The 26,190-nt window shown below is 67.4% G+C and carries 21 protein-coding genes; 11 read left to right on the plus strand and 10 right to left on the minus strand.

Annotated features, from left to right (window positions below; all coding sequences use genetic code 11):
- Positions 1–78: 78 nt before the first annotated feature.
- Together H162_RS0118105 and H162_RS0118110 are read left to right on the plus strand one after the other, a co-directional pair.
- A complete protein-coding gene (locus H162_RS0118105; protein WP_020654905.1) occupies positions 79–552 on the plus strand; it encodes a DMT family transporter in 474 nt (157 codons plus the stop codon).
- Positions 553–659: 107 nt separating this feature from the next.
- A complete protein-coding gene (locus tag H162_RS0118110) occupies positions 660–1,781 on the plus strand; it encodes a type IV pilus twitching motility protein PilT (RefSeq protein ID WP_020654906.1) in 1,122 nt (373 codons plus the stop codon).
- Positions 1,782–1,800: 19 nt separating this feature from the next.
- Here the strand turns inward: H162_RS0118110 and H162_RS0118115 are convergent, their stop codons facing one another.
- From H162_RS0118115 to H162_RS0118130, 4 genes are all read right to left on the minus strand, one after another.
- Positions 1,801–3,069: a c-type cytochrome gene (locus H162_RS0118115; protein ID WP_020654907.1), complete on the minus strand. Its 1,269-nt coding sequence runs from the start codon at positions 3,067–3,069 to the stop codon at positions 1,801–1,803.
- Positions 3,066–3,785 carry a c-type cytochrome gene (locus H162_RS0118120; RefSeq protein WP_020654908.1) on the minus strand — a complete coding sequence of 240 codons (720 nt, stop codon included), beginning with the start codon at positions 3,783–3,785 and terminating at the stop codon, positions 3,066–3,068. The genes H162_RS0118115 and H162_RS0118120 overlap by 4 nt, the downstream gene beginning before the upstream one ends.
- A gap of 84 nt (positions 3,786–3,869) precedes the next feature.
- Positions 3,870–4,463, minus strand: a complete 594-nt coding sequence (locus H162_RS0118125; protein ID WP_020654909.1) for a 3'-5' exonuclease — start codon at positions 4,461–4,463, stop codon at positions 3,870–3,872.
- A gap of 7 nt (positions 4,464–4,470) precedes the next feature.
- Complete coding sequence (locus H162_RS0118130; RefSeq protein WP_020654910.1) at positions 4,471–4,968, minus strand: ProQ/FINO family protein; 498 nt, start codon at positions 4,966–4,968, stop codon at positions 4,471–4,473.
- A gap of 556 nt (positions 4,969–5,524) precedes the next feature.
- On the opposite strand from H162_RS0118130, the gene rpoD reads away from it, so the two are divergent.
- Together rpoD and H162_RS0118140 are read left to right on the plus strand one after the other, a co-directional pair.
- On the plus strand, positions 5,525–8,212 hold the full coding sequence (gene rpoD, locus H162_RS0118135; RefSeq protein WP_020654911.1) for an RNA polymerase sigma factor RpoD: 2,688 nt from the start codon (positions 5,525–5,527) through the stop codon (positions 8,210–8,212).
- Between the two features lie 376 nt (positions 8,213–8,588).
- Positions 8,589–9,386: a transporter gene (locus tag H162_RS0118140; protein ID WP_020654912.1), complete on the plus strand. Its 798-nt coding sequence runs from the start codon at positions 8,589–8,591 to the stop codon at positions 9,384–9,386.
- Here the strand turns inward: H162_RS0118140 and H162_RS0118145 are convergent.
- On the minus strand, positions 9,376–10,221 hold the full coding sequence (locus H162_RS0118145) for a PEP-CTERM sorting domain-containing protein (RefSeq protein WP_020654913.1): 846 nt from the start codon (positions 10,219–10,221) through the stop codon (positions 9,376–9,378). The two genes, H162_RS0118140 and H162_RS0118145, sit on opposite strands and share 11 nt — an antisense overlap.
- Before the next feature lie 271 nt (positions 10,222–10,492).
- On the opposite strand from H162_RS0118145, the gene H162_RS31225 reads away from it, so the two are divergent.
- Positions 10,493–12,661: a family 10 glycosylhydrolase gene (locus H162_RS31225; RefSeq protein ID WP_084677053.1), complete on the plus strand. Its 2,169-nt coding sequence runs from the start codon at positions 10,493–10,495 to the stop codon at positions 12,659–12,661.
- A gap of 50 nt (positions 12,662–12,711) precedes the next feature.
- Here H162_RS31225 and ppc read toward each other — a convergent pair whose 3' ends face one another.
- Positions 12,712–15,519, minus strand: a complete 2,808-nt coding sequence (gene ppc, locus H162_RS0118155) for a phosphoenolpyruvate carboxylase (protein WP_026354800.1) — start codon at positions 15,517–15,519, stop codon at positions 12,712–12,714.
- A gap of 109 nt (positions 15,520–15,628) precedes the next feature.
- On the opposite strand from ppc, the gene hemC reads away from it, so the two are divergent.
- The 5 genes from hemC (at position 15,629) to ppa (ending at position 20,407) form a co-directional block, all read left to right on the plus strand.
- Positions 15,629–16,651, plus strand: coding sequence for a hydroxymethylbilane synthase (gene hemC, locus H162_RS0118160; protein WP_084677054.1), 1,023 nt, complete (start codon positions 15,629–15,631; stop codon positions 16,649–16,651).
- Positions 16,644–17,414: a uroporphyrinogen-III synthase gene (locus H162_RS0118165; RefSeq protein ID WP_020654917.1), complete on the plus strand. Its 771-nt coding sequence runs from the start codon at positions 16,644–16,646 to the stop codon at positions 17,412–17,414. The genes hemC and H162_RS0118165 overlap by 8 nt, the downstream gene beginning before the upstream one ends.
- Positions 17,411–18,562 carry a uroporphyrinogen-III C-methyltransferase gene (locus tag H162_RS0118170; protein WP_020654918.1) on the plus strand — a complete coding sequence of 384 codons (1,152 nt, stop codon included), beginning with the start codon at positions 17,411–17,413 and terminating at the stop codon, positions 18,560–18,562. The genes H162_RS0118165 and H162_RS0118170 overlap by 4 nt, the downstream gene beginning before the upstream one ends.
- Before the next feature lie 3 nt (positions 18,563–18,565).
- The gene (locus H162_RS0118175; protein ID WP_040787669.1) at positions 18,566–19,774 is read left to right on the plus strand and encodes a heme biosynthesis protein HemY; all 1,209 of its coding nucleotides are present in this window, start codon (positions 18,566–18,568) and stop codon (positions 19,772–19,774) included.
- 93 nt (positions 19,775–19,867) lie between these two features.
- Positions 19,868–20,407 carry an inorganic diphosphatase gene (ppa, locus tag H162_RS0118180; RefSeq protein ID WP_020654920.1) on the plus strand — a complete coding sequence of 180 codons (540 nt, stop codon included), beginning with the start codon at positions 19,868–19,870 and terminating at the stop codon, positions 20,405–20,407.
- Positions 20,408–20,519: 112 nt separating this feature from the next.
- Here the strand turns inward: ppa and H162_RS0118185 are convergent, their stop codons facing one another.
- The gene (locus H162_RS0118185) at positions 20,520–21,455 is read right to left on the minus strand and encodes a DUF2145 domain-containing protein (RefSeq protein WP_020654921.1); all 936 of its coding nucleotides are present in this window, start codon (positions 21,453–21,455) and stop codon (positions 20,520–20,522) included.
- Positions 21,455–21,919: a hypothetical protein gene (locus tag H162_RS0118190; protein WP_020654922.1), complete on the minus strand. Its 465-nt coding sequence runs from the start codon at positions 21,917–21,919 to the stop codon at positions 21,455–21,457. The genes H162_RS0118185 and H162_RS0118190 overlap by 1 nt, the downstream gene beginning before the upstream one ends.
- Before the next feature lie 251 nt (positions 21,920–22,170).
- On the opposite strand from H162_RS0118190, the gene H162_RS31230 reads away from it, so the two are divergent.
- The gene (locus H162_RS31230; protein ID WP_084677055.1) at positions 22,171–24,726 is read left to right on the plus strand and encodes a sensor domain-containing protein; all 2,556 of its coding nucleotides are present in this window, start codon (positions 22,171–22,173) and stop codon (positions 24,724–24,726) included.
- A gap of 20 nt (positions 24,727–24,746) precedes the next feature.
- Here the strand turns inward: H162_RS31230 and H162_RS0118200 are convergent, their stop codons facing one another.
- Both H162_RS0118200 and H162_RS0118205 read right to left on the minus strand, forming a co-directional pair.
- Complete coding sequence (locus H162_RS0118200) at positions 24,747–25,097, minus strand: TfoX/Sxy family protein (protein ID WP_020654924.1); 351 nt, start codon at positions 25,095–25,097, stop codon at positions 24,747–24,749.
- 16 nt (positions 25,098–25,113) lie between these two features.
- Complete coding sequence (locus H162_RS0118205) at positions 25,114–26,190, minus strand: branched-chain amino acid ABC transporter permease (protein WP_211223721.1); 1,077 nt, start codon at positions 26,188–26,190, stop codon at positions 25,114–25,116.

Consider the following 26,190-nt stretch of genomic DNA (forward strand, 5'->3'; position numbering starts at 1 on the left):
TTGCGCTAGGCGCGGCGCGCCACATGCACTAGAATCGTGCGCTTTTTGTCCCCGGCAAGCGCCGGTTGGAGCCTTGCAATGAACCTGATTCTTTTCCTGATGGCGTTCTGCGTCGGCATCGCGATGTCGGTGCAGGCGGCCGTCAACAGCCAGCTGGCGCATGCGATCGGCGCCAATTCCGTGGTCGCCGCCCTGGTCTCCTTCACCTGCGGCACGATCGTCCTGCTGGGCATGGCGCTGGCCAAGGGCGGGCTGGGCGGCACCCTGGCCGCGCTCGCCTCGCAACCGCTGTGGAAGTTCGCCGGCGGCTTCCTCGGCGCCGCCTTCGTGTTCGGCACCGTGTTCCTGGCGCCGCGCATCGGCCTGCTCAGCCTGATCGTGCTGGTGATCGCCGGCCAGCTCCTGACCTCGATGGCGATCGACCACTTCGGCCTGGTCCACATGGCGATGCGCAAGGTCTCGGCGGTGCGCATGGCGGGCGCGCTGGTGGTGGTGCTGGGCGTGGCGATCACCCTGTTCGGCGACCGTATCGTTGCGAGCATGTCACGTTAAGCAATTTTGCTTTCGATATTGCAATTTTTTGCCGGCGCTGGTTCTATAATGGCCTGCTCATTAATCTTTTAACAGCTCGATTAATCTTTTAACAGCTCGCCGGCCAGATGGAACACCACCAGTCCTCGCAGATTCCCACCCTCTCGTATATCGAAAACGAAGACCACCCGGTATTCGGGACCCTGGTCGAGCAGATCCTGCACCTGCTGAACTCGCGACTGGTGTTTTCGGACATCATCATTCACCAGAACAGTCCGCTCATGCTGCGCCAGCCCAAGGGACTGGTGGCGGTGACCGATTCGCCGATTACGAAGGAGGAGCTGGAAGAGTTCTTCGACGTGATCGAGCCCAACTGGGCCGAGCGCATCGCGGTGCGCGCCTTCGACCGCTCGATCGACCTGCACACGGCGCGCATCCGCGCCAACTGCTTCAGCTTCCAGGGCAAGAAGCGCCTGGGCTGCGTGATCCGGCGCTTCCCCAAGGAGCCGATGGCGCTGTCCGAGCTGGGCCTGTGGGACGACGAGCGCGAGTTCGCGCGCCTGACCAGCGGCCTGGTCCTGATCATCGGCGACACCTGCCAGGGCAAGTCGACCACCATGGCCTCGATCCTGGACGAGATCAACCGCCAGCGTTCGGGCCACATCATCACCATCGAGGATCCGGTCGAGACCCTGATCCCGCAGCGCAAGTGCATCATCACCCAGCGCGAAGTGGGGGAGGACGGCGACGTCGAGAGCTACTACCTGGGCGCGCTCGACGCGCTGCGCGAGCGGCCGGACGTGATCATGATCGGCGAGATCCGCGACGCCCAGACCGCCCAGGAAGCGCTGGCGCTGGCCGAGTCGGGCCCGCTGGTGCTGGCCACCCTGCATGCGCGCTCCACCGAACTGGGCCTGCAGAAGATGCTGCGCCTGCTGGGCAATTCGGAAGTCCAGGCGCAGGCGCTGGCGCACGCGCTGCGCGGGGTGCTGTGCCAGGCGCTGCTGCCTTCGGTCGAGGGCAACCGCTACCACCTGGCGACTGAATGCCTGACCCCGAGCCCGGCCTTCGTGCGCCTGCTGGAGGCGGGCGACATCGGCGGCATCCGCACCCACATGAACAGCGGCCGCGATCCGGGCTGCCACACGATGAACACCTCGCTCGAGCAGCTGCTGGCCGCGCACAAGGTGCGGGTCGACGATGCGCGCAACGCCACCACCGACCGGGTGGCGTTCGCGGACATGATCTGAGAACCTGTCCCGGCAGGTCCTAATCGGATCCGGACACCGCGCGGTAGCGGTTCACCTCGGAACCGCGTACCGGCGGGGCCGCGTTGCCCCAGCTGGCACGCACATAGGTCAGCACCGCCGCCACCTGGGCGTCGTTCAGTTCGTGGCTGTAGGGCGGCATGCCGTAGGGGCGCGGATTGCCCGCGGTCCCGGGCGGGAAGCCGCCGTTCATCACCATCCGGATCGCATTCACCGCCGGCGTCAGCGTCACCGCGCGGTTGCCCGCCAGCGGCGGGTAGGCGGGCGGCTTGCCCCGTCCGTCCGCGCCATGGCAGTCCACGCACTGCGCTTCGTAGATCCTGCGGCCTTCCAGCAGTACCTGCTCGCTGGCCGGCTCGCCCGGGCCAGGGGCCGGGCTGTCGCCCGCCGGCAGCGATTTCAGGTAGTCCGCCATCGCCTCCAGGTCGGCGGGCAGGAGGTGCTGCAGGCTGCGCGCCACCACTTCCGCCATCGGTCCGGTGGCCGAGCCGCGCGGCGAGACGCCGGTGCCCAGCAGCGCGACGATGTGCGCCCGTTCCCAGTCTTTCATGCCGGCCTCGCCGCTCGACGCCAGCGAAGGCGCATACCAGCCGATGCTCGGAATCAGGCCGCCGGACAGGGTGTCGCCGCTGGCGCCGAAGCGGTTGCGCGTGCTGTGGCAGGCGCTGCAATGTCCCAGTCCCTCGACCAGGTAGGCGCCGCGGTTCCATTCGGCGCCGCGCGCCGGCTGCGGCGCGTAGACGCCGGGCCGGAAGTACAGCAGGCGCCAGCCGGCCAGCAGGGCCTGCTGGTCGTAGGGGAAGCGCAGTTCGTGCGGCCGGTTCGGCTGGCGCTTCGGCGGCAGGCTCCGGAAGTAGGCGAACAGGGCGTCCGAGTCCGGGCGCGTGACCCGGGTGTAGTTGGTGTAGGGGAAGGCCGGGTAGAGCAGGCGGCCGTCGCGGGCGATGCCGTTGTGCAGGGCATTCCAGAAGTCGTCGGCGCTCCAGTCGCCGATGCCGGTCTCGCGGTCCGGCGTCAGGTTGGGGCCGTACAGGCGGCCGAACGGGGTGTCGAGCGCGCGTCCGCCAGCGTAGGCCGCGCCGCCGCGCGCCGTGTGGCAGGCGATGCAGTCGCCGGCGCGCGCCAGGTAGGCGCCGCGCGCGATGTTGTCCGGGGTGGCGGCCCAGGCCGCGGGTGACGCGGCCGGCACGTGGCGGGCGCGCGGCCAGGCGATGAGCACGGCGGCGGCGGCCGCGCCGACCAGGACCAGGAGGGCGAGGGTCTTCTTCATGGCCGTTCCGGGGCGCTGCCGCAGGCCAGCGGCAAGGGGCGGGCGATCGCGGCCGCCGGGCGTGCATCGGCGGGCGCCGGCTGGGCCGCCAGCCAGCCCGAGACCGCGGCCACGTCTTCCAGCGACAGGCGCGAGGTGACCTGGGCCATGCAGTCGGGAGCGTGGGCGCGCCGCACGCCGTTGCGCCAGGCGCCGAACTGGGCGTTGACATAATCGCGCGGCAGGCCGAGCAGGCCGGGAATCGCCGGCTCGACCCCGGTCAGGCGCTGGCCGTGGCAGGCCACGCAGGCCGGCAGCTTGCGCGCCGCGTCGCCGTCGAACACCAGCTGGCGCCCGCGCGCGAGCAGCCGGGCCGTCGCGTCAACGGGCGCGGGCCGGGGCGCGGGCGGGTGCTGGGACGCGAAGTGGCCGGCGATCTCGCGCAGGTAGTCATCGGGCAGGTGGTCGACCAGGTAGGTCATCAGGGGATACTGGCGCCGGCCTTCGCGGAAGTTCAGCAGCTGGTTGTACAGGTAGCCCGCCGGCTTGCCGGCGATGCGCGGGAAGTAGCTGTCGTTGACCGGGTTGCCGCGCGCATCGACGCGCGCGTGGCAGGAGGTGCAGGCCAGCAGGCGCTGGGCCAGGGTGTCGGGGACGGCCTGGGGCGCGGCCTGGACTCCCAGGGCGGCCAGTCCGAGCAGCGCAGCGGCCGGCAGGCGCAGGCATCGTGATCTCATGTGATCTCACAGCAACGAAGGTGGCTGAATGATAACGCGGATCGATGCCGGACGGCTCATCCGTCCGGTGGAAGCGCTGCCGGCTCAGGCCGGCGGATTCGCGCGCCAGTAGCGGTAGATGCGCAGCGCCACATGGGCGTCGTCGGCCGCATACTGCATCTGCTTGTCGCTCAGCCTGGGCAGCGCCCAGTTGGTGGTGGTGATGCGGCGCGATTTCTGCAGCCGCTGGCCGAAGAAGCGCGCCACCGCGCTCTTCGCGCCGAGCGCGTTGCGTTCGCCGCGCCGCAGCGCGGTCGACAGGTCGAGCACGTTCTGCGGTTCGATGCCCAGCTTGGCGCGCAGGCGCCGCAGGTCGTCGCCGAGGCCGAAGCCGACCTTCAGGATGCGCTCCGATTCCAGCACCGGCTTGAGCACGGTGAGGGCGGTCGCGCTGCCCGCCGGGGTGGCGGTCTGGAACAGGTAGGCGAGCTCGTCGGTGGCAAGCTGCACCAGGTGCGGCCCGGTCGAGACCTCGCCCTTGGCGAAGGTGGGCTTGGATTCGGTGTCGAAGCCGAGCACGTCGGCCTTCAACAGGGCCGCCAGCGCAGCGGCGGCCTCGGCCTCGGTCCGGATCAGGCGCACATCGGCCATCCCGATGCCGGCATAAGGCGGCAGCAGCTCTTCGGGGGCGACCGTCATCGGCACATCAGTTGCGCGAAAACTTGGAGGCGAGCGCCTTCAGCTTTTCCTGGCGCAGGCGGTTCGCTTCTTCTTCGGCGGCGGCGTCGCGTTCGGCCTTCTTGCGCTCGGCTTCCTTCTTGAAGCGCTGCTGCAATTGTTCCTTGGCATGCAGGCGGTGGGTGTCGGTCACCTCGGCGCCCGGGGTGCCGTCCAGGTCGAAGCGGACCGTGGCCTTTTCCATGGCGCGCAGGTAGCGCATCGATCCCGTGTGGATGCCGAGCGCGGCGCGCATGGTCTTGCGGTCCAGGCCGGGCATACGGGCCAGCAACTGCTTGTCGATGCCGATCGCCAGCGGCAGGCAGTCGCGGAAGGCGGGAAACTCCTGCTGGAGCTGCTTGAGCAGTGCGCGGGCCGACGGTGCGGGCGCCGCAGGCGCTGCAGGCGCTGCAGGTGCTGGCGCACTCTCCGGAGCAGCGGGGGCGGCAGTGGTTTCGGCGGACTCAGCAGGGGAATTGGTATTCATTGACTTCATTGTAAGAAAAACGGGAAAGCGAAGGATAGCATGTCGCTCGGACGAGCATTGTACTTGTTCCAACGGCACATGTTGGGAATTCCACGACAAGGGGGCGGCAGGGCCTGGAGAAATCGTGTATGATCCGCCTCTTGCCTTGCGTGCGGCTTGTGCCCACGCAGACCGACCGGAGAAGCGGGCGCAGCCAGCCACTATGCGGATTGGTTATATCCATTATCGGATAATTCAATTATCACCGATTCTTGCTTTGGGGCATAATGCTGCCTTCCCATTCTTCTAGAAGAATAGATGCAAGCCCGTTTCAGCCACGGGCTTTTTTTCGTTCAGACATGCACACCGCGATTTTAAACACCGATCCCTTCCTGCCTGCCTGCCGCCCTGGTTCTTCCTTTGCGGATAGGTGCAGGAAATTTGTGCTTGAAGTCCGGCTGTCCGCCCTAAGCTACTAGGGCCACTTCCGTCCCCCTTTTGCCAGGATCCGCGCCGCGGGTCCCGCTCGATTATTGACTGCGCAGGCGCGCACCCGCCTCGACTGGAGAGTTTTAGTATGAAAAACACCGCCAAGACATTGACACTGACAGCGAAGAAGGCGCCGGCCAAGGCTTCGGCGCCGCTGGCAGTGCCGAAAACCGCGACCTCCTACTTCCTCGAGACGGAAGCGGCGGCCAAGGTGACGGTGGTCAAGACCCGTTCGCGCCTGGCCTCGCTGAAGGCGCACGCGGCCGACGCCGTCCAGGCGGCAGCCGAGCCGGTGGCGGAACGCGAACTGGCCGTCGAGGCCGCTCCTGTCGAGGCTGCCGTCGTCGCCGAGGCGCCGCTCGTGCCGGTCCAGGCGGCCCCGAGCGCGACCGCCGCGGTCGCCGCGCCGGCCCTCGACGCGGCCAACGAGCCGGTCGTGGACGCCATCGAGGACTATGTGACGACCCCGGCCAAGCCGGCCGCGCCGCCGGTCATCGTGCGCAAGCGCGGCAAGCTGGCCAGCCTGAAGGCCGCCGAGGAGCCGGTCGCCGCCGAGGAACCGGCCGCCGCGCCGGAAGCCGCGCCCGAGGACGCCGCGGCGAAGGTCGTGCGCACCCGCACCCGCCGCGTCGACGCGGCGATCCAGCCTGCGGCCGCCGTCGGCGCCGTCAGCCAGACCACCGATGCGGCCGCGCTGGCCGCGATCGATACCTCCGGCTACCTGTTGCCGCAGGTGAAGGTGCCGGGCCGCCGCGGCCGCAAGCCGAGCGAATTCGTGCCGGAAAACGACGAAGTCGCGGCGCTGAACGCGGTCGAGCGTGCCGAACTGAAGGCGGCCTCGAAGGCGCGCGAGCGCAAGGCCAAGGGTGTCGCCCTGCTGAGCGAAGAGGGCTTCTCGGGCGAGGAACTGGAAAAGCGCCGCCAGCAGCTGAGGAACCTGATCAACATGGGCAAGGAGCGCGGCTACCTGACCCATGCGGAGATCAACGACCACCTGCCGGAAAACATCATCGATCCGGAAGCGATCGAAGGCATCATCGCGACCTTCAACGACATGGGCATCGCCGTCTACGAGCGCGCCCCGGAAGCGGAAATGATGCTGCTGTCGGACCAGGCCGTGACCCCGACCAGCGAAGACGAAGTCGAGGCCGCCGCCGCGACCGCGCTGTCGACCGTCGACTCCGACTTCGGCCGCACCACCGACCCGGTCCGCATGTACATGCGTGAAATGGGCGCGGTGTCGCTGCTGACCCGCGAAGGCGAGATCGAGATCGCCAAGCGCATCGAAGACGGCCTGAAGGACATGGTCCAGGCGATCTCGGCCTGCCCGATCACGATCTCGGAAATCATCGCGCTGTCGCACAAGATTTCCAGCGACGAGCTGAAGGTCGACGACGTGGTGGACGGCTTCGTCGAGCACTACGAAGCGGCAAGCCCGGCCCCGGCGCCGGCCGCCGCTTCCTCGGACGACGAGGACGAGGACGAGGAAGAAGTCGAAGAGGAAGAAGAGAGCGAAGGCGGCAGCGGCGGCGCCGCGGCCGGCTACTCGGCCGAGCAGCTGGCGCTGCTGCGCAAGAGCGCGCTCGAGAAGTTCGCCGTGATCGAGAAGCAGTTCGACCTGATGGGCCACGCCTTCAAGCGCGACGGCTACGGTTCGGACGCCTACAACGACGCGCAGGAAGTGATCTCGAGCACCCTGCTGGGCATCCGCTTCACCGCCAAGGTGGTCGAGAAGCTGTGCGACACCCTGCGCGGCCAGATGGACGAAGTGCGCGCCATCGAGCGCGCCGTGCTGGACATCTGCGTGAACCGCTGCGGCATGCCGCGCGCCCACTTCATCAAGGTGTTCCCGGGCAACGAGACCGACCTGGCCTGGGGCGACCGCGAAGTCGACTGCGCGTATCCCTACAGCGCCGTGCTGAGCCGTAACCTGCCGGCGATCAAGGAACTGCAGCAGCGCATGATCGACCTGCAGGCGCGCGTGGCGCTGCCGCTGGCCGACCTGCGCAAGATCAACAAGCAGATGGCGGCGGGCGAGAAGCGCGCGCGCCAGGCCAAGCGCGAAATGACGGTGGCCAACCTGCGCCTGGTGATCTCGATCGCGAAGAAGTACATCAACCGCGGCCTGCAATTCCTCGACCTGATCCAGGAAGGCAATATCGGCCTGCTGAAGGCGGTGGACAAGTTCGAATACCGCCGCGGCTACAAGTTCTCGACCTACGCGACCTGGTGGATCCGCCAGGCGATCACGCGCTCGATCGCGGACATGGCCCGCACCATCCGCGTGCCGGTGCACATGATCGAGACGATCAACAAGATGAACCGCATCTCGCGCCAGATCATGCAGGAAACCGGCAGCGAGCCGGACCTGCCGACCCTGGCCGCCAAGATGGAAATGCCGGAGAACAAGGTCCGCGAGATCATGAAGATCGCGAAGGAACCGATTTCGATGGAAACCCCGATGGGCGAGGACGGCGATTCGCAGCTGGGCGACTTCATCGAGGACAACGCCACCCTGGCCCCGCTGGACGCCGCGCTGCACGCGTCGATGCGCAACGTGATCAAGGAAGTGCTGGACTCGCTGACCCCGCGCGAAGCCAAGGTGCTGCGCATGCGCTACGGCGTCGAGATGTCGAACGACCACACGCTGGAAGAAGTGGGCAAGCAGTTCGACGTGACCCGCGAGCGTATCCGCCAGATCGAAGCGAAGGCGATGAGCAAGCTGCGCCAGCCGTCGCGTTCGGACAAGCTGAAGACTTTCCTGCACAATCAGTAAGCGTTCCTTGCTTCCCAAAAAATGCCGCCCGGTTCGCCGGGCGGCATTTTTTTTAGGTTCGGGGTCAGGTCTGTCATTCGGACACCGAGCGAGCACCTTTGCTCCATCTCAAAATGCTGGTTTGTTTTATCCTAAACTCGTCAATGCTCGGCCCACATCTGTCACCGAAACCCGCGCATCACGGGCCATGTCGGAAAGGGGAAAAAATCTCAGCATACTGAAAAACGTTCTGAGATTTCGCAAGGGTTGTGCGTCCATGTCCGATTGACAGACCTGACCCTGAATGTGACCGCGAATGCCACTCAATGCGCAGCGTCACGCGTCGCCGGAATCGCCGAGAATAGGATCGACTGTCGCCGCCCACAGGAAATCGTCCATGCCGCCTTTCGCCCGCGGTCCCGCCATCTTGCTCGCCACCTGCTGCGCGCTTGTTCAGCCGAGCGCCCATAGCGCCGAGCCCATCGCCACCGACCGTCCCGATTTCGTCGAGTCGAGCGAAGTGGTCGGCAAAGGCCGCTGGCAGCTCGAAACCAGCCTGGCCTACGAGCGCGACCGCAACCCCGACGGCCGCGAACGCACTGTGGCCACGCCCAGCCTGCTGCGCCTCGGGATCGGCGACACCGTCGAACTGCGCATCCAGACCGACGGCCGCACGGTCATGCACGCCACACCGCCCGGCGGCCCACGTTCGACCACCACCGGCTACGCCGACACCGCCCTCGGCCTCAAGTGGCACGCCCTCGACCCCGCGGGCGGGCGGCCTTCGCTCGGCCTCCTGCTGCACGCCGACCTCGACAGCGGTTCGCGCGGCCTGCGCGGGCAGGGCGTGCGGCCGTCGCTGCGCGTGGCCGCCGAATGGGAGCTGGCGGCGGGCATGTCGCTCGGTGTGATGCCCGGCGTGGGCGTGGAGCGCGACGACGCCGGCCGCCGCTACCGCTTCGGCATCCTCGGCGTGGTGGTCGGCAAGCAGTTCGGCGAGCGCCTGCGTGGTTTCGCCGAACTGGCGCTGCCGCAGCTCGCACGCGGCCGGCATGGCGGGACCCGGGCCAGCGTCGATGTCGGCGCCGCCTGGCTGCTCTCGGACGACTGCCAGCTCGACGCCATGCTGTCGCGCGGCCTGAACCGGCGCACGCCCGACCTGGCCTTTACGGTCGGCCTGTCATTCAGGCATTGAGGAACCGGCGGCGCCGCGCGGCCAGCAGCAGGCCGCCCGCCAGCAGCATGGCCAGCGGCAGCGGTTCCGGCACCGGGCTGATGCGGTGCGACATCGTGTCGAGGGAAATCCGGTACTGGGCCGCCCCGTAGGCCGGCGCCGCACTGCGGTTGTCGAAGCTGCCCGACAGGGTGACCGTGTCGTCGACGTGCGGCAGCAGGCCGCTGCCGGTTCCCCCCGCATAGCTGCGCCGGTCCTGCGCGGACAGGACCAGCCCGGCATTCCACAGGAGCAGGGCGGTGGTGGCCTGCAGGAAGTCGTCGTAGTTGTCGCGCGGGACGGTGTCGATCGTGGCGCTGGACTCGGCCGTGAAGCTGACCCGCGTATGCGGCGTCAGGGTGAACAGGAAGGGCGCGCTCTCGCCGCTCGTGTGCGCGGTGATGGCCAGCATGCCGCCGGGGACCGAGTCCGCCGACGCCGACAGCATCTCGTCCTGTACCGCGCCGCCGATGACCCCGGATCCGATCGCCATGTGATTGCCGTAGTATGCCGCCACACCCGCGAACTCGCCGGGCTCCGCCACGTCCTCCAGGCTGACCTGGTCGACCTTGTCGGGCCAGAGGGGGGAATCGTCGGGCCAGAGGCCGAAGTAATCGAGCCTGGCCCCGGCCTGCCACGGGCCGGTCCAGCTGCCCTCGGGCACGCCAAAGCTCAGCGCCGGCGTGATACCGTCATTCGGGTCGAGGTCCTGCAGGGTATAGCCGAGATCGCGTACCGAAAACCTGCTGTAGATGTCGGCAAGGGCCGGCGTGCTCAGGAGCAGTAGCGCCAGCACGGCGGCGCGCGGGATCGTCATGGCGTCCTCCCAGGGATCGTGTGCTCATCCTAGCATCGGACAATCCGGGGCCGCCCCGGTTCCGACTGGTTTCGACGGCTGAGTGACCGCCACACCACTCATGCATGGCAGTTATGTCCAGATACGTGAATTTCATTGGTTGTGTGCATTGCTCTTGCGTAATCTCTTGGGAAGATGGCAACACTGTGGCGTGAGGAGAGACGCCGCGTGACAGCCACAGGCGCATCCGCTTCCCGGCTGCGTCGACTTCAACCCTGCAAAAAAACACAATATGAAAAAACTTTTGCTTGCCGCGGCAGCCACGCTGCTGGTTGCTTCCTGTTCCCACGCCGATGCGCAGAACGCGCCGCCGAAACGCGAGCTGCGCGGCGTGTGGATCAGTACCCACCTGAGCCTGGACTGGCCGAACCGCACCCAGACGCCCGAGCAGCAGCGCGCGGCCCTGGGGGCGATCCTCGACCACAACAAGGCGACCGGCATGAACGCGGCCTTCTTGCAGGTGCGCAGCCAGGCCGACGCCATGTACGCCAGCGACCTCGAACCCTGGTCCTACTACCTGACCAACCAGCAGGGCAGCGCGCCGGCGCCGGCCTGGGATCCGCTGCGCTTCGCGATCGACGAGACGCGCCGGCGCGGCATGGAGTTCCACGCCTGGATCAACCCCTACCGCGCGGTCGCCAACACCGCCAGCGAGTCGAACCCGGCGCTATATGCAAGCAAGCACGTCTCGCGCACCCATCCCGAGTGGCTGCTGACGGTCGGCACCGTGAAGATCCTGAACCCGGGCCTGCCCGAGGTGCGCGACCATGTGGCGAACGTCATCATGGACATCGTCAACCGCTACGATGTCGACGGCATCCACTTCGACGACTACTTCTACCCGAGCGGCGCGATCAACGACGACGCGGCCTACAACGCCGACCCGCGCGGCTTCCCGGCCACCGCGGCGGGCCGCGCCGACTGGCGGCGCGACAACATCAACCTCTTGATCAGCCGCGTCAACGACAGCATCCGCCAGGCCAAGCCCTGGGTGAAGTTCGGCGTCTCGCCCTCGGGCATCTACCGCAGCAGCACCGATCCGGCGATCGGCTCGCCCACCTCCGCCGGCGCCTCGCAGCACTACAGCAGCATGTTCGCCGACACCCGCAAGTGGATCCAGCAGGGCTGGGTGGATTACCTGGCGCCCCAGGTCTACTGGTACATCGGCCAGGCGGGTTCGGACTATCAGCTGCTGGTGCCGTGGTGGAACGACAATGCCTACGAGCGCCACATGTACATCGGCCTGGCCGACTACAAGATGAACACCGCCGGCTGGACCAGCCCGAACCAGATCGCCGACCAGATCGGGATGAACCGCGCGCACGCCAACATCTCGGGCCAGATCCACTTCCGCCACGCCTTCCTGCAGGGGAATGCGCTGAACTACCGCACTAAACTGCAGCAGGAAACCTACGCGCGCCCGGCGCTGCCGCCGGTGATGCCGTGGAAGGGCACGCGCGCCCCGGGCGCCCCGACGCAGCTGGCCGCCAGCCTGGGCCAGGACCATGCGGTGCAGCTGGCCTGGGCCGCGCCGGTCGACAGCGCCGACGAGATGGAAAAGACGCGCCGCTTCGCGATCTACCGCTCCGACCAGCGCGAGATGGACCTGGATGCGCCGGGCAACCTGCTGGCCGCCACCGACCTCGCCACCCCCGCGTTCGCGGATACGACGGCGGAGCCGGGCAGGTATTACTACTACACGGTCACGGCGCTGAACCGCCTGAGCCTCGAGAGCGCGCGCGCCAACACGGTCAGCAACGACTTCGAGCCGCCCAGCGTGCGTACCCGCGATGCGCAGCTGACGCTGGCCGATGGCGCCGCCAGCATCACCGCGGCCGACGTCGATGGCGGCACGGGCGACAACTGGGGCGTGGAGTCGCTGAGCGTCTCGCGCAGCAGCTTCTCGTGCGCGGACATCGGGGCCAACCGGGTGGAATTGAGCGCGCTGGACAAGGGCGGCAACATGGCCAGCGCGGCGGCCACCGTGCAGGTGCTGGGCACGATGCCGCAGCCGGTGGTGGGCGTGGCGCCGGCCAATGCGGTGGTGCTGGGCTATGGGCCGCAGACCCTGACCCTGACGGCGGGCGACAAGGCCGGTGCGCAGGCGCAGTACCAGTGGAACCCGGCGAACGGGCTGGCGGCGGAAGGGGCGGTGGCCACGTTCGCGCCGACGGCGGCGGGCAGCTTCAGCTTCACGGTGCAGGCGGCCAGTGCGCAGGGCTGCTTCGCGCAAGCGACCGTCACGGTGCCGGTGATCGATGCGCGCTGCGGGCAGGGGAAGGTGGCGCTGTGCCACAAGACCGGCAGCAGCACGAACCCGTCGAACCAGATCTGCATTGCGCCGAACGCGGTGGAGGCGCACTTGCGCAAGGGGGCTACCCTGGGAGCGTGCGAGGGGTAAATGAGATACGCAGCCGGCTGCGGTCGATGCGGCCGGCTGCGCCACGTCCGTCAGCCCGTATTGCGCAGGCCCGCCGCCACCCCGTTGATGGACAGGTGAATCCCGCGATGCACCCGCGGATCCGCGCTGTCCGGCGCGCGCGCCAGCGAGGAACGGCGGCGCTGGATCAGCTCCACCTGCAGGTGGTTCAGCGGATCGATGTAGGCGATGCGGTTCTGGATCGAGCGCGCCAGCAGCGGGTTGCCCACCAGGCGTTCGCTGGCGCCGGTGATCGCTTCCAGGCAGCGCAGCGTCTCCTCGTATTCCGCCGAGATGCTGCGGAAGATCCGCTCGCGCAGCGCCACGTCGGCCACCAGTTCCGCATAGCGCGAGGCGATCGCCAGGTCGGTCTTGGCCAGCACCATGTCCATGTTCGACAGCAGGGTGGCGAAGAACGGCCAGTCCCTGAACATCGCGCGCAGCAGTTCCAGCCTGGCTTCGCGCTCGCCCTCATTCAGCCAGCCGCTGACGGCGGCGCCGAAGCCGAACCAGCCCGGCAGCAGCAGGCGGCACTGGCCCCACGAGAAGCCCCAGGGAATCGCCCGCAAGTCCTCGATCCGGCGCGTCGACTTGCGCGAAGCGGGGCGCGAGCCGATGTTCAGCTCCGCGATCTCGGCGATCGGCGTGGCCGCGAAGAAGTAGTCGGTGAAGCCCGGGGTCTCGTACACCAGGTGGCGATAGGCCTGGTATGCACGCGCCGACAGCTCGGCCATCGCGCCTTCGAAACGCGCCAGGCGCTCGGCCTCGGCGCCGTTGCTCGAGGACGGGCTGAGGCTCGCTTCCAGGGTGGCCGCCACCATCAGCTCCAGGTTGCGGCGGCCGATCTCGGGGTTCGAGAACTTGGACGAGATGATCTCGCCCTGTTCGGTCAGGCGGATCTGGCCGTTCACCGTGCCCGGCGGCTGGGCGCGGATCGCGTCGTAGCTCGGACCGCCGCCGCGGCCGACCGTGCCGCCGCGGCCGTGGAACAGGCGCAGCTTGACGTCGTGCTTCGCGAACACCTTCACCAGGGCGAGTTCGGCCTGGTACAGCTCCCAGTTCGAGGTCAGGAAGCCGCCATCCTTGTTCGAATCGGAATAGCCGAGCATGACTTCCTGCAGCCGTCCCTGTTTCTCGATCACGCTCGCCACCACCGGCAGCGACATCCATTCCGACATGATGCCGCCCGCGCGCTGCAGGTCGGGGATGGTCTCGAACAGCGGGATCACCATCACGTCGGCGCTGCCTGAGCTGGGCCGCATCAGACCCGTTTCCTTCTGCAGCAGCAGGACTTCGAGCAGGTCGGACACGGTCTCGGTGTGCGAGATGATGTAGTTGCGGATCGCCCGGGTGCCGTAGCGCAGCCGCACCTCGCGCGCGGCGCGCAGCACGCCCAGCTCGGAATTGGCTTCGTCGCTGTAGGTCTCGTAGGGCGAGAACAGCGGCCGCGGCTGGGCCAGCTCGGCCAGCAGCAGCTGGACTTTCCGCTCTTCCGGCAGCGCCGCGTAGTCGGGCTGGACGCCGGCGCGCGCGAACAGCTCGGCCAGCACGCGCTCGTGCACGTCCGAGCTCTGGCGCATGTCGAGCGAGGCCAGGTGGAAGCCGAAGATGCGCGCGGCGCGCATGAGCCCCGCCAGGCGCGGCGCGATCAGGACCGCGCCGTGGTTGCCGCGCAGCGAATCGGCCAGCACCTCGAGGTCGGCCGCGAACAGTTCCGGATCGAGGTAGGGCGCCGCATGCCCGACTTCCTTGCGCAGGATGTGGTCGATGCCCAGTTCGCGCGTGGTCGCCGCCAGCCGGGCATAGATGCCGATCAGGGCGCGCCGGTAAGGCTCGTCGCTGCGGTGCGGGGATTCGTCGGTCGAGTGCTCGGCCAGCGCCTCCAGCGCCGGGGTGACGGTCACCAAGAGGGTGGAGGACGACAGCTCGGCGCCCAGCGCGTGCACTTCCTCGAGGTAGAAGTCGAGGATCGTGGTCGACTGCCGGGTCAGCGCGTGGCGCATGGTGTCGGCGTTGACGTTCGGGTTGCCGTCGCGGTCGCCGCCGATCCAGCTGCCCATCTGCAGGTAGGTCGCCCCGTTCAGGCGCGCGCCGGCGCCGTACTGGGCGTCGATCTCGGACTCGATGTCGTCGTACAGCGCCGGCACTTCGCGCAGGAAGGTGGTGCGGTAGTAGGACAGGGCGTTCTCGATCTCGTCGGCCACGGTCAGCTTCGAGTAGCGCAGCATGCGGGTCTGCCACAGGGTGGCGATGCGCGCATGCAGCAGCTGCCCGTTGCGCTGGCGCTCCTTGGGCGTGAGCGGACGGTCGCGCTCGGCCAGCAGGCGCGCGATGTCGAGCTCGGCGTCCAGGATGCTCTTGCGCTGCACCTCGGTCGGGTGGGCGGTCAGCACCGGCGAGATCAGGGCGTCCCTGAAGAAGCCCTCGACGCTGTCCTGCCCGACCCCGGCCTCGCGCAGCTTGCCCAGCGCGAAGCAGACGCTGCCTTGCTGGGGCGCGGAGCCGGCCAGCAGGTGGGCGCGGCGGCGGCGGATGTGGTGCTGGTCCTCGGCGATGTTGGCCAGGTGCGAGAAGTAGGAGAAGGCGCGCACCACCGAGTTGGTCTGGTCGCGCGTCAGCTTGTGGAGCAGGGCGCCGAGTTCTTCGCCCGCCACCGGGTCGGCGTCGCGGCGGAAGCGCACGGCGGTCTGGCGGATCGTCTCGACCACCCCGAACACTTCCTCGCCTTCCTGGTCGCGCACCACGTCGCCGAGGATGCGGCCGAGCAGGCGGATGTCTTCCTTCAATGGTGCGTCCTTGTCGGCGCCCGCGGATACGTCAAGTGCAGCTGGATTATCCATATCGACCACAAGTTAGTAGATTGTGCGATGGCGGTTGGCCATGGTCTGCAAGAGGGCCCATGCTAAAATTTGTGATCTTATGCAAGAGCCGTTTACTGGCATCGTCCTGATGGGCACAACGACAGCGAAAGAAACCGTGTTGAAAGCAACTGAATCGGCGCAACAGGCGCCCGCGAAACTGATTATCGCATCCCGCGAGAGCCGCCTGGCCATGTGGCAGGCCGAACATGTGCGCGCCCGACTCGCCGCATTATATCCGCAGTGCAGCGTCGAAATTCTAGGAATGACGACACGGGGCGACCAGATCCTCGACCGCGCGCTGTCCAAGGTCGGCGGCAAGGGCCTGTTCGTCAAGGAACTCGAGGTCGCCATGGCCGAGGGTCGCGCCGACCTGGCCGTGCACTCGCTCAAGGACGTGCCGATGGACTTGCCGGAAGGCTTCGAACTGTCGGTCGTGCTCGAGCGCGAAGACCCGCGCGACGCCTTCGTCTCGAACGACTACGCCAGCCTGGACGAGCTGCCTGCCGGGGCAGTGGTCGGCACCAGCAGCCTGCGCCGCCAGGCCCTGATCGCGGCGCGCCACCCGCACCTGGTCATCCAGCCGCTGCGCGGCAACCTCGATACCCGCCTGGGCAAGCTCGACCGCGGCGATTACGCGGCCATCATCCTGGCCGCCGCCGGCCTGAAGCGCCTCGGCCTGCCGCAGCGCATCCGCGCGCTGCTCGAGCCCGAGTACAGCCTGCCGGCCGCCGGCCAGGGCGCGATGGCGATCGAGATCCTGAGCGGCCAGCGCAGCGACGGCGTCGACCTGCACGCGCTGCTGGCGCCCCTGAACCACGAGGACACCGCGCGCGCCGTCATGGCCGAGCGCAAGGTCTCCAAGATCTTCGGCGGCAGCTGCCAGATCCCGCTGGCGGCCTTCGCCACCGTCGAGGGCGACACCATGCGCCTGCGCGCCATGGTCGCGACCCCGGACGGCAAGCGCACCGCCAGCGCCGAAGTGTCCGGTCCGGCCGGCCATCCCGAACACCTGGGCGAACGCGTCTCCGAGCTGCTGGCGCAGCAGGACGCGAACGCGATCCTGGCGGCCTGCCGGCAGGATGCGGCGTCGGATACCGCTTCCGATGCCTGAGACAGTCGTCATCACCCGGCCGCGCGCCCAGGCCGGGCCGCTGGCGCAGGCCGTGGCCGCGCTGGGCTTCGATGCCGAGGTGCTGCCGCTGCTCGAGATCTCGCCGGTCGCGGACCCCGCGCCGCTGCGCGCCGCGCTGGCGGAGCTGTCGGACTATGCGCTGGTGGCCTTCGTGTCGCCGAACGCGATCGACGCGGCCTTCGCCCAGCTCGCGGCCTGGCCGCAGGGTGTGCCGCTGGCCGTGGTGGGCGAGGGCAGCAAGACGGCGCTGGCCGGGCATGGACTGACCGACGCCAACGCCACGATTCACGCGCCGCGCGACAGCGCCCATAGCGATTCCGAGCACCTGCTGGCCAGCCTCGACCTGGCCGCGCTGGCCGGACGCCGGGTGCTGATCGTGCGCGGCGACGGCGGCCGCGAACTGCTGGCCGACAGCCTGCGCGCGGCCGGGGCCCGGGTCGAGACCGTGACCGCCTACCGGCGCAGCGTGCCTGAGCTCACCCCGGAACTGGCGCTGCGCCTGGACGCCTTGCTGGCGCGGCCAAACGTCTGGATAATCACGAGCTCCGAAGCCCTGCGCGGCCTGGCGGGGCTGGTGGACCGAATCGACCCGGCCGGCGGCCCGCGCCGCCTGCGGGAGCAACACCTGATCGTGCCGCACGCGCGCATCGCCGAGACGGCGCGCGCGCTCGGCATGGACCGGATCACCCTCACCGGTTCCGGCGACGCACGATTACTTGCCGCGCTACAATCACAAGAATGAACGAATTGCCCAATAATCCAGACCAATCCCAGGCCCCGGGGACCGCTCCCGCGCCGGGTCTCCCGAAGGCCGACCAGGCCGGCGCGCCGCCGCGCGCGCCTGGCCGGAGCCTGTTCCAGACCCTGCAGCAGCCGCTGCCGCTGGCGGTCGTCGCGCTGGCCGTGCTGCTGGCGGTGCAGACGATCTCGTCGCACAGCCGCATCAACTCGCTGCGCCGCGACATGGCCAGCAGTTTGCAGAAGGGCAATGCCGTCAATGCCGAGACGGCCGCGCTGGCGCGCGACGTGTCGGACCAGTCCAAGGAACTCCAGGTCAAGGTGGGCGTGCTGGAAAGCCGCCAGAGCGAAGCCCAGAGCCAGCAGCTGGCGCTGGAACAGCTGTACCAGGACCTGTCGAAGAACCGCGACGAATGGGCGCTGTCCGAGATCGAGCAGGTGCTCTCGACCGCCAGCCAGCAGCTCCAGCTGGCCGGCAACGTGCAGGGCGCGCTGATCGCGCTGCAGAACGCCGACCGTTCGCTGTCGCGCTCGGACACGCCGCAATTCCTGGTCATCCGCCGCGCGATCGCCGGCGACATCGAGCGGCTCAAGGCCACCCCGGCGGTCGACATGGCCGGCGTCGCGCTGCGCCTGGACAACGTGATCGCCCAGGTCGACGAGCTGCCGATGGTGTCGAGCGAGCAGCCGCTGCTGCCGGCCGCGCCGGTGCGCGGCAGCCGCAAGGCGGAGGCCGCGTCCGCGAAGGCGGCCGATACGGGCGCGCTGAGCTTCGGCGAGCGCTTCACCCAGACCTGGCGCAACTGGAGCCAGGACATGTGGGATGACGTGCGCCAGCTGATCCGGGTGCGCAGCGTGGACACGCCGGAAGCGCTGATGCTGTCGCCGGGCGAATCGTATTTCGTGCGCGAGAACCTCAAGCTGCGCCTGCTGAACGCCCGCCTGGCGCTGTTGTCGCGCAACGAGGCGACCTTCCGCGACGACCTGGGCACCGCGCAGGAGACCCTGCTCAAGTATTTCGATACGCGCGCGCGCGCCACGCAGCAGGCCCAGGCCGCGCTGCGCCAGGTGCAGGCCAACAACCTGCAGATCGAGATGCCGACCCTGGCGAACAGCCTGAACGCCGTGCGCAACTATAAAGCGAAGCAATAAGACATGCGTTTACTCCTCTGGTTAGTCGCGCTGATGGCCGCCGCCATCGGCATCGCCGTGACCGCGCGCTTCAATCCGGGCAATGTGGTGCTGTTCTATCCGCCGCACCGGATCGACATGTCGCTCAACCTGTTCGTGGTGCTGCTGGCGGCGCTGTTCGTGGTGCTGTACGGCCTGGTGCGGGCGATCAACGCGACCCTGAAGATGCCGGTCAAGGTTTCCGCCTACCGCCAGCGCAAGCGCGAGCGCGAGGGCAACAAGGGCTTGCGCGATGCGCTCAAGGCGCTGTTCGAGGGCCGCTTCGGCCATGCCGAGAAGGCGGCGATGCGCGCTTCCGAACTGCCCGAGAATGCGGGTTTGGCGTCCCTGATCGGCGCGCGCGCCGCGCACCGCATGCGCGAACCGGCGCGCCGCGACGCCTGGCTGGCCGGGGTCGCGCACGATCCCGCGCTCAAGACGGCGCGCCTGATGACGGTCACCGAACTGCTGGTCGACGACCACCAGCCGGAGGCGGCCCTGGAAGCGGTCGCCGAACTGAATGCCAGCGGCCAGCGCCATATCCATGCGCTGCAGTGGGCGATGAAGGCCAACCAGCAGGCGCGCAACTGGCCCGAGGTGCTGCGCCTGGTGCGCATCCTCGACAAGCGCAAGGCGCTGCATCCGGCGCTCTCGACCCGCCTGCGCGAAATGGCCTACGAGGCGCTGCTGGGCGAGGGCGGCCACGATCCGGAATCGCTGCGCCGCACCTGGTCCACCGTGCCGGCCGCCGACCGCTGCGTGCCCTACATCGCGGCGCGCGCGGCGACCGCCTTCAATGCGCGCGGCCTGCACGACGAGGCGCGCGCGATCGCCGAGGACGCGCTGAAGGCGAACTGGGACGAGCGCGTGGTGCGCGCCTACCGCGACGCGGCCAGTCCGGCCGGCTCGCCCTCGCTGCTGGCGCAGATCGAAAGCTGCGAAACCTGGCTCAAGGCGCGCCCGACCGATCCCGAACTGGCCCTGACCCTGGGTTCGCTGTGCCTGAAACAGAAACTGTGGGGCAAGGCCCAGCGCTACCTGGAGCAGGCGCTGTCGGATGCGACCGAGGCGCCGATGGTGCGCGAAGCGCACCTGAAGCTGGCGCAGATGCACGAGGCGCTGGGGCAGGAGCAGGAAGCCGCGAACCATTATCGCCAGTGTGCGCTGGCGAGCATTCTCGACAAGGCCAGTTGAAGCACAGCATTGCCCACCGCTGCGCCGCACAAGCCATGCCTGTTTCGCTATAATGACGGTCTTATTGAATCTTCAGCAACCAAGGACTGATCCATGAGCTTGAACAACGTTCCAGCCGGCAAAGATGTGCCGAACGACTTCAACGTCATCATCGAAATCCCGATGAACGCCGACCCGGTCAAATACGAGGTCGACAAGGACAGCGGCGCGATCTTCGTCGACCGCTTCATGGGTACCGCCATGCACTACCCGTGCAACTACGGCTACGTGCCGCAGACCATCGCCGACGACGGCGACCCGTGCGACGTGCTGGTGATCACCCCGTTCCCGCTGCCGCCGGGCGTGGTGGTGCGCTGCCGCGCGCTGGGCGTGCTGAAGATGACCGATGACGGCGGCGGCGACGCCAAGGTGATCGCGGTGCCGGTCGAGAAGGTTCTGCCGATGTACAAGAAGATCCAGAAGCTGGAAGACCTGGAAGAGCTGCGCCTGCAGCAGATCCAGCACTTCTTCGAGCACTACAAGGACCTGGAGCCGGGCAAGTGGGTCAAGATCGAAGGCTGGGCGGACGCCGAAGCCGCCAAGGCCGAGATCACCAGCGGCGTGGCCGCATTCAAGAACAAGGCCCAGGCCTAAGCCTCGGCCAGCCAGCGAAAAGGCCGGCGCCCGATGGGCGGCCGGCCTTTTTGCTTTTCCGGGCCGCTACCGGCCGCTACCGCGCGGTGCGGGGCGGCGTGGCCGGACCCCGTTATGGTGCGAGGGGAATCACGTCGTCGCCCGGCATGGGCCGGCACCCGGCGCCCAGCTGCTCCCAGCCGCGGTGCACGACGATGCGCTGCTGGTCATGGCACAGCTCGACGCGCCGGGCCTGCGGCGCCTGGCGGCGCACGAAGCCCTCGATGGCATCCGGCACGCTCACGTGCAGCGCGAGCGCGTGGATGTCCTCCACCGGGTGGTCGTTCATGTGCAGCAGGGGCACGAACTGCCCGGCGAACATCAGCAGGTGCGAGGGCACCTTCACCGGCCCGGCCGTGTAGCCTTGCCCACGCAGCCATTCCTGCGCGTGTTCGCGCGCCGGATTGCGCGCGGCATCGCCAGTTGCAGCGGGCGCGGCATCCTGGCCATCGAGGCCGCCCCAGGCGCTGGCGATCAGCTCCGCCACCCACTGGTTGCAGTTCTGGTAGCGCGTGCCGTAGGCATATGCGTTCGCGCTGTATTTCCCGGCCAGCAGCGCCAGTCCCAGGCGCTTGTCCAGGGCGGCCTGTTCCAGCTGCGCGCTTTCTTCATCGGGCAGGAACACCAGCGAGATATGGCCCCGCGACGGCGCGTCGGCCCCGAGCGCGAAGCCGGAGACGCCCTGGTCGAACAGGCGCGGGACCGACTCGTCGCAGGCATAGTAGAGCTGGCGCACGGCCCAGGGGCCGCCGGGATTGTCCCTGAGGGCGATGCCGGCGTGCGAATACAGCAGGCCGAAGCGGCTCAGGTCCAGGCCCGCGCGCGCGATCAGGGCGACGCGGGCGCCGGAACGCGCCAGTTCCTGCTTGATGACGCCGGCGAAGCGCAGCACGCGGTCCTGGTCCGCGGCGGTGATGTCGTTCGACCGCTCGCAGAAGGCCGGCATGCCGGCCCACGCCCCCGCGCTCGCGCACAGGGCGAGCGCGGCGACGCTCAAGCGCTTGAACATCAGATCGTGACTTGCTTCGAGCCCAGTTCGCGGTACCAGTCGTCCTGCAGCGCGAGGAAGAACGGACGCTTCGTGTCCACGTGCGCGAATTCGTAGCCGTACACGCGCTCGTTGACCTGGACCAGTTCGCCCTTGCTCACGCCGCGCTCCGCCAGCGCGCGGTCGGGCACGTCGAGGTAGAATTCCTGGGGCGGGCCGCTGGCGACCGCGCGCAGGGTCATGCGGGTGGTATTCGCCTTGGCCGGCGCCTGGGCGATGTCGATCACGCGGTACTGGCCGGCGGCGACCTTGTCGTCGCCGCCGGAGCTGTCGCTCGATGCGCTGATCGAATCGGAGACGCTGGCCGACGATGCCGATCCGGCGCTGGACGCCGACGAGGTGAAGCTGTCGGCGTGGGCCGGCAGGGTGCAGGCGGCGGTGAACATGGCCAGGCAAATGGCGCGGGAGAAGATCGAGTTAGTCATAAGGCAATTTCTTAAGCAAAGTAAATGACCTCTATGGTACAGGCCCCACGGGTTGCTGAGAAGACTCGCGGGAGGCAGGCGTTGTTCTTCGGGCGGGGGCAGTCCTATGGGTTCATTCGACGCGACTTCATAACTTCTATGCTTTGGGCATATGGCGGATTGTATAATTGGCATCTCGGTCTAAAGTGCGGACGGCCGAGTGGAAGCTTTCGCATGACCGAACCCGCGTCCAATCACAGCAGACCACGCCGATGTCTTCGCCTCCTTCGAACCGCCTTCCCGATGCGCATCAGTCTTTCCAAAAAGTGCTGGAATCCCGTGGACTGAACGATAGTGTCGAAAGAAGCGTACTTTCGTTTCTGCAGGATCGCATCCGGGACGTCATTTTCGTACTGGAGGTGACGCCGCAGGATCAATACCGGTTTATTTACGTGAACGCGGCGTTCGAGGCTGCGACGGGTCTTCCGCCAACGGCTGTTGTCGGCAAATTTGTGGAAGAAGTGATTCCGCCCGAGTCCATCGCCCTGGTGCGATCGAAGTATCGACAGGCAATCGAGACAGGACAAAGCGTCCATTGGGATGAGGTGTCCGACTATCCCACGGGCACCAAGGTCGGAGAGGTCACAGTCACGCCAGTCCTGTCTCCCCAGGGAGCATGTGTCACCCTGATCGGCACCGTGCATGACGTGACCGAACGGCATCGCGCTCAGGAACATCTCGCGGAACTGGAAGAACGCTCCCGCCTCGCCCTGGAAGCGTCGGGCTCGGGCTCCTTCGACTGGCATGCCGATACCGGCCAGGTCGTGCTGTCCAAGCAGTGCCGCCATATCCTGGGCTTCGTGTCGGAAACCGTGGATGTCGCCACGGGTACGCTGGACCGCCTGGTGCACCCGGAAGACATTCCCAGGGCGGTCGCCACGCTCCGGCAACTGGGCTCGGGGGAAGCGTCCACCTTTTCGCTGGAGATCCGGATGCGTCACCTGTACGGGCACTGGATCTGGCTGCGCTGCCAGGGCCGCGCACTGCAGGGAAGCGACGGCAGCGTATTCCGGATCTTCGGCGCCATCTCCGACATCACCCTGGCCAAGGAGGCCGAAGCGGCGATGGAGCGCGCCTCGCTGGTGTTCGCCCACAGCAGCGATGCGATCGCCATTGCCGATGCCGCCGGCCGGATCATCATGGTCAACCCGGGGTTCACGCGCATGCGCGGCTACCGGGAAGAGGAAATCGTCGGGCGCACTTCCGATTTCTACAACGCCGACATGGAGCGGGAGAGCCACTACGACGTCTTCCGCTCCCAGGTCCTGGCCACCGGCCACTGGAAGGGCGAGATCTGGAGCCGGCACAAGGACGGGCACCTGATTGCGGAAGAGCGTTCGGTCACCGCCGTCAAGACCGCCAGCGGGGCGGTGCGCAACTACATCGAGATCGCCAGCGACATCACGCGCGCCAAGAAGGACGAGGAACTGCTCTGGCAGCAGGCCAACTACGACAGCCTGACCGGCCTGCCCAACCGGCACCTGTTCCTGGACCGCCTGCGGCAGGCGATCAAGAACTGCCATCGCGGCGAACATCCTGCGTTTTCGCTGCTGTTCATCGACCTGGACCAGTTCAAGGAAGTCAACGACACGCTGGGACATTCCGTGGGCGACCAGTTGCTGAAGGAAGCGGCGCAGCGTCTCTTGCGCTGTACCCGCGCTACCGACACCGTTTCACGTCTCGGGGGCGACGAGTTCACTGTCTTGCTGGTTGATATGCATAACCTGGAGAATGAAGACGCCTATGTGATCGAGCGGATAGCCCATGACATCATTGACATCATGTCACAGCCTTTCCACATCGAAGGGGAATCCTTGCATCTGTCGGCAAGCATCGGCGTCACCCATTTCCCAGGGGATGCCTGCGATGCGGAGAGCCTACTGAAACATGCCGACCTGGCGATGTACGAGGCGAAGAAACTGGGACGCAACCGCTTTGCATACTTCTTGCCTGCGATGCAGGAGCGGGCGCACTACCGGCGACGAATGAGCGACGACCTGCGACTGGCAATGCAGCGGGACGAACTGCAACTGCATTATCAGCCTATCGTCGAGTTAGAGACCGGAAAGATCGTCAAGGCGGAAGCATTATTGCGCTGGCGGCATCCCGAGCGCGGCTGGATCAGTCCTGTCGAGTTCATTCCGCTGGCAGAGGAGACCGGTCTCATTGTCGAAATCGGGGAGTGGACTTTTCATACGGTCGTAACGGACGCCGTGCGCTGGATACAGCAGCTGGGCCAACGCATCCAGGTCGGCGTTAATGTCTCGCCGATGCAGATCGCCAAAGGAGGAGAAAGCTGCGCCAGGTGTATGGCATTCCTCATGTCCCAAGGGTTACCGCCGCACTCGATTGTTGTTGAAGTTACTGAAGGATCGCTGCTGCAGCACGACCGGACGGTAGAAGATCAGCTCCGGCAGCTAGCCGAACACGGCGTCGCATTGGCCCTCGACGACTTTGGGACTGGATATTCGTCACTATCATATATCCAGCAGTACCAGTTCGAGTTCCTGAAAATCGACCGCGCTTTCGTCGGCAACATGAAGACGGGAAGTACGCAGCTAGCCCTGTGCAAGACCATCATCGCCATGGCGCATGCGCTGAACATGCGCGTCATCGCCGAGGGGATCGGAGACGAGCATGAAGCGGAACTGCTGCGGCATGCGGGATGCGACTTCGGTCAAGGCTACTTCTTCTACAAACCCATGCCTGCGGAGTCGCTCGAGCACCTGCTTCTGGCGCAACGTGCCGCCAATGGGCGTGGCGCCTGACAGGGTCGCCGGATTCCAGGCTACCTGCCTGCCACCCGGGGCTTGGCTTTGGCGCGTTTCTTCGCCTTCGGCAGCGGCATCAGTTCAGCCGTTTCCACGAGCAGGCGGCGCAGCGCATCCGGATCGTCCAGCAGTTCGTCGGCGATCGGGTAATCCTTCGCGCCGGGATAGGGCGGACCCTGGGGCAGGTCCGGCGCAAGGGTCGCCACGGCGCGCGATGGCTTGATGAAGAGGCTGTTGTCGCAGGCAAACGCAACCACCTTCCCGTCCAGGTAGAGCGCATATTCGCCGAACAGCCTCTTGCAGGTCAGCCGGCTGCCCACGCCGGCGATTTCGGTGATGTAGTCGACGAAGCTCCGTTCGGTTGCCATGTGTTCCCCCGGCCAGTCAGCGCCGCGCGAGATAGCTGCGCAGCCGCAGCTTGCCCACGATCCCGATCGGGAAGAAATAGATCGACAGGATGAACAGCACGCCCAGCCACAGCATCCAGCGGTCCGGGTGCAGGGCGGCGGCCAGCATCGGCACGGTTTCCATCGCGTTTGAAGCGTGCGCCATCAGTTCCTTCAGGTAGTTCTGCGCGAGGATGAACAGGGCCGCGCCGACCACCGCGCCGTACATCGTGCCCATGCCGCCGATGACGACGATCAGGAGGATGTCGGTCATGACCTCGAAGCCGAGCGAGGTCTTGGGCCCGACATAGCGCAGCCACAGCGCCATCAGCGCGCCGGCCAGCGCCGCCACCAGCGCCGCCAGGCAGTTGGCCCAGATGCGGTACACCATGGTGCGGTAGCCGAGCGCCTCGGCGCGGAACTCGTTCTCGCGGATCGCCTGCAGCACGCGGCCGAAGGGTGAATTCACGAGGCGCAGCAGGAACAGGAACAGCACCAGGCAGCCGAAGAACACCAGGTAATAGGCGAGCAGCTTGCCGTCGATCGAACGCCCGAACACCTCGTTCTCGACCAGCTGGAAACCGGGCGACAGCACTTCGGGCACGCTGAAGGTGATGCCGTCCTCGCCGCCGGTGAAGTCGGACAGCTGCGAGGCCAGCACCGCGAACGAGGACGCCACCGCCAGGGTGATCATCGAGTAGAAGATGGCGCGCACGCGCAGCGCGAACAGGCCGACCACCAGCGCCAGCAGCAGCGCCACCACCAGGGCGATGCCAAGGCCGGCGAGGGCGGCGCTCCAGGTCGGCTCGTCGACGCGCGCCAGCCCGAGGCCGATGCCGTAGGCGCCGATACCGTAGAACATGGTGTGCGCAAACGACACGATGCCGGTGTAGCCGAGCAGCAGGTCGTACGAGGCCACCAGCACGATGTAGACGCAGATGGTCGCCGCCGTGTTGAGCGGGCGCGCGCCCGAGGTCAGGAAGGGCGCGAACGCCAGTCCCACGAGGATCAGGAGCAGCACCGCGGTGAGCGTGCGGCTGCGCGGCATGTCGCCGGAAAGAAGCTGGTGCAGCAT

The sequence above is a fragment of the Massilia niastensis DSM 21313 genome (assembly GCF_000382345.1).
Classification (GTDB): Bacteria; Pseudomonadota; Gammaproteobacteria; order Burkholderiales; family Burkholderiaceae_D; genus Telluria; species Telluria niastensis.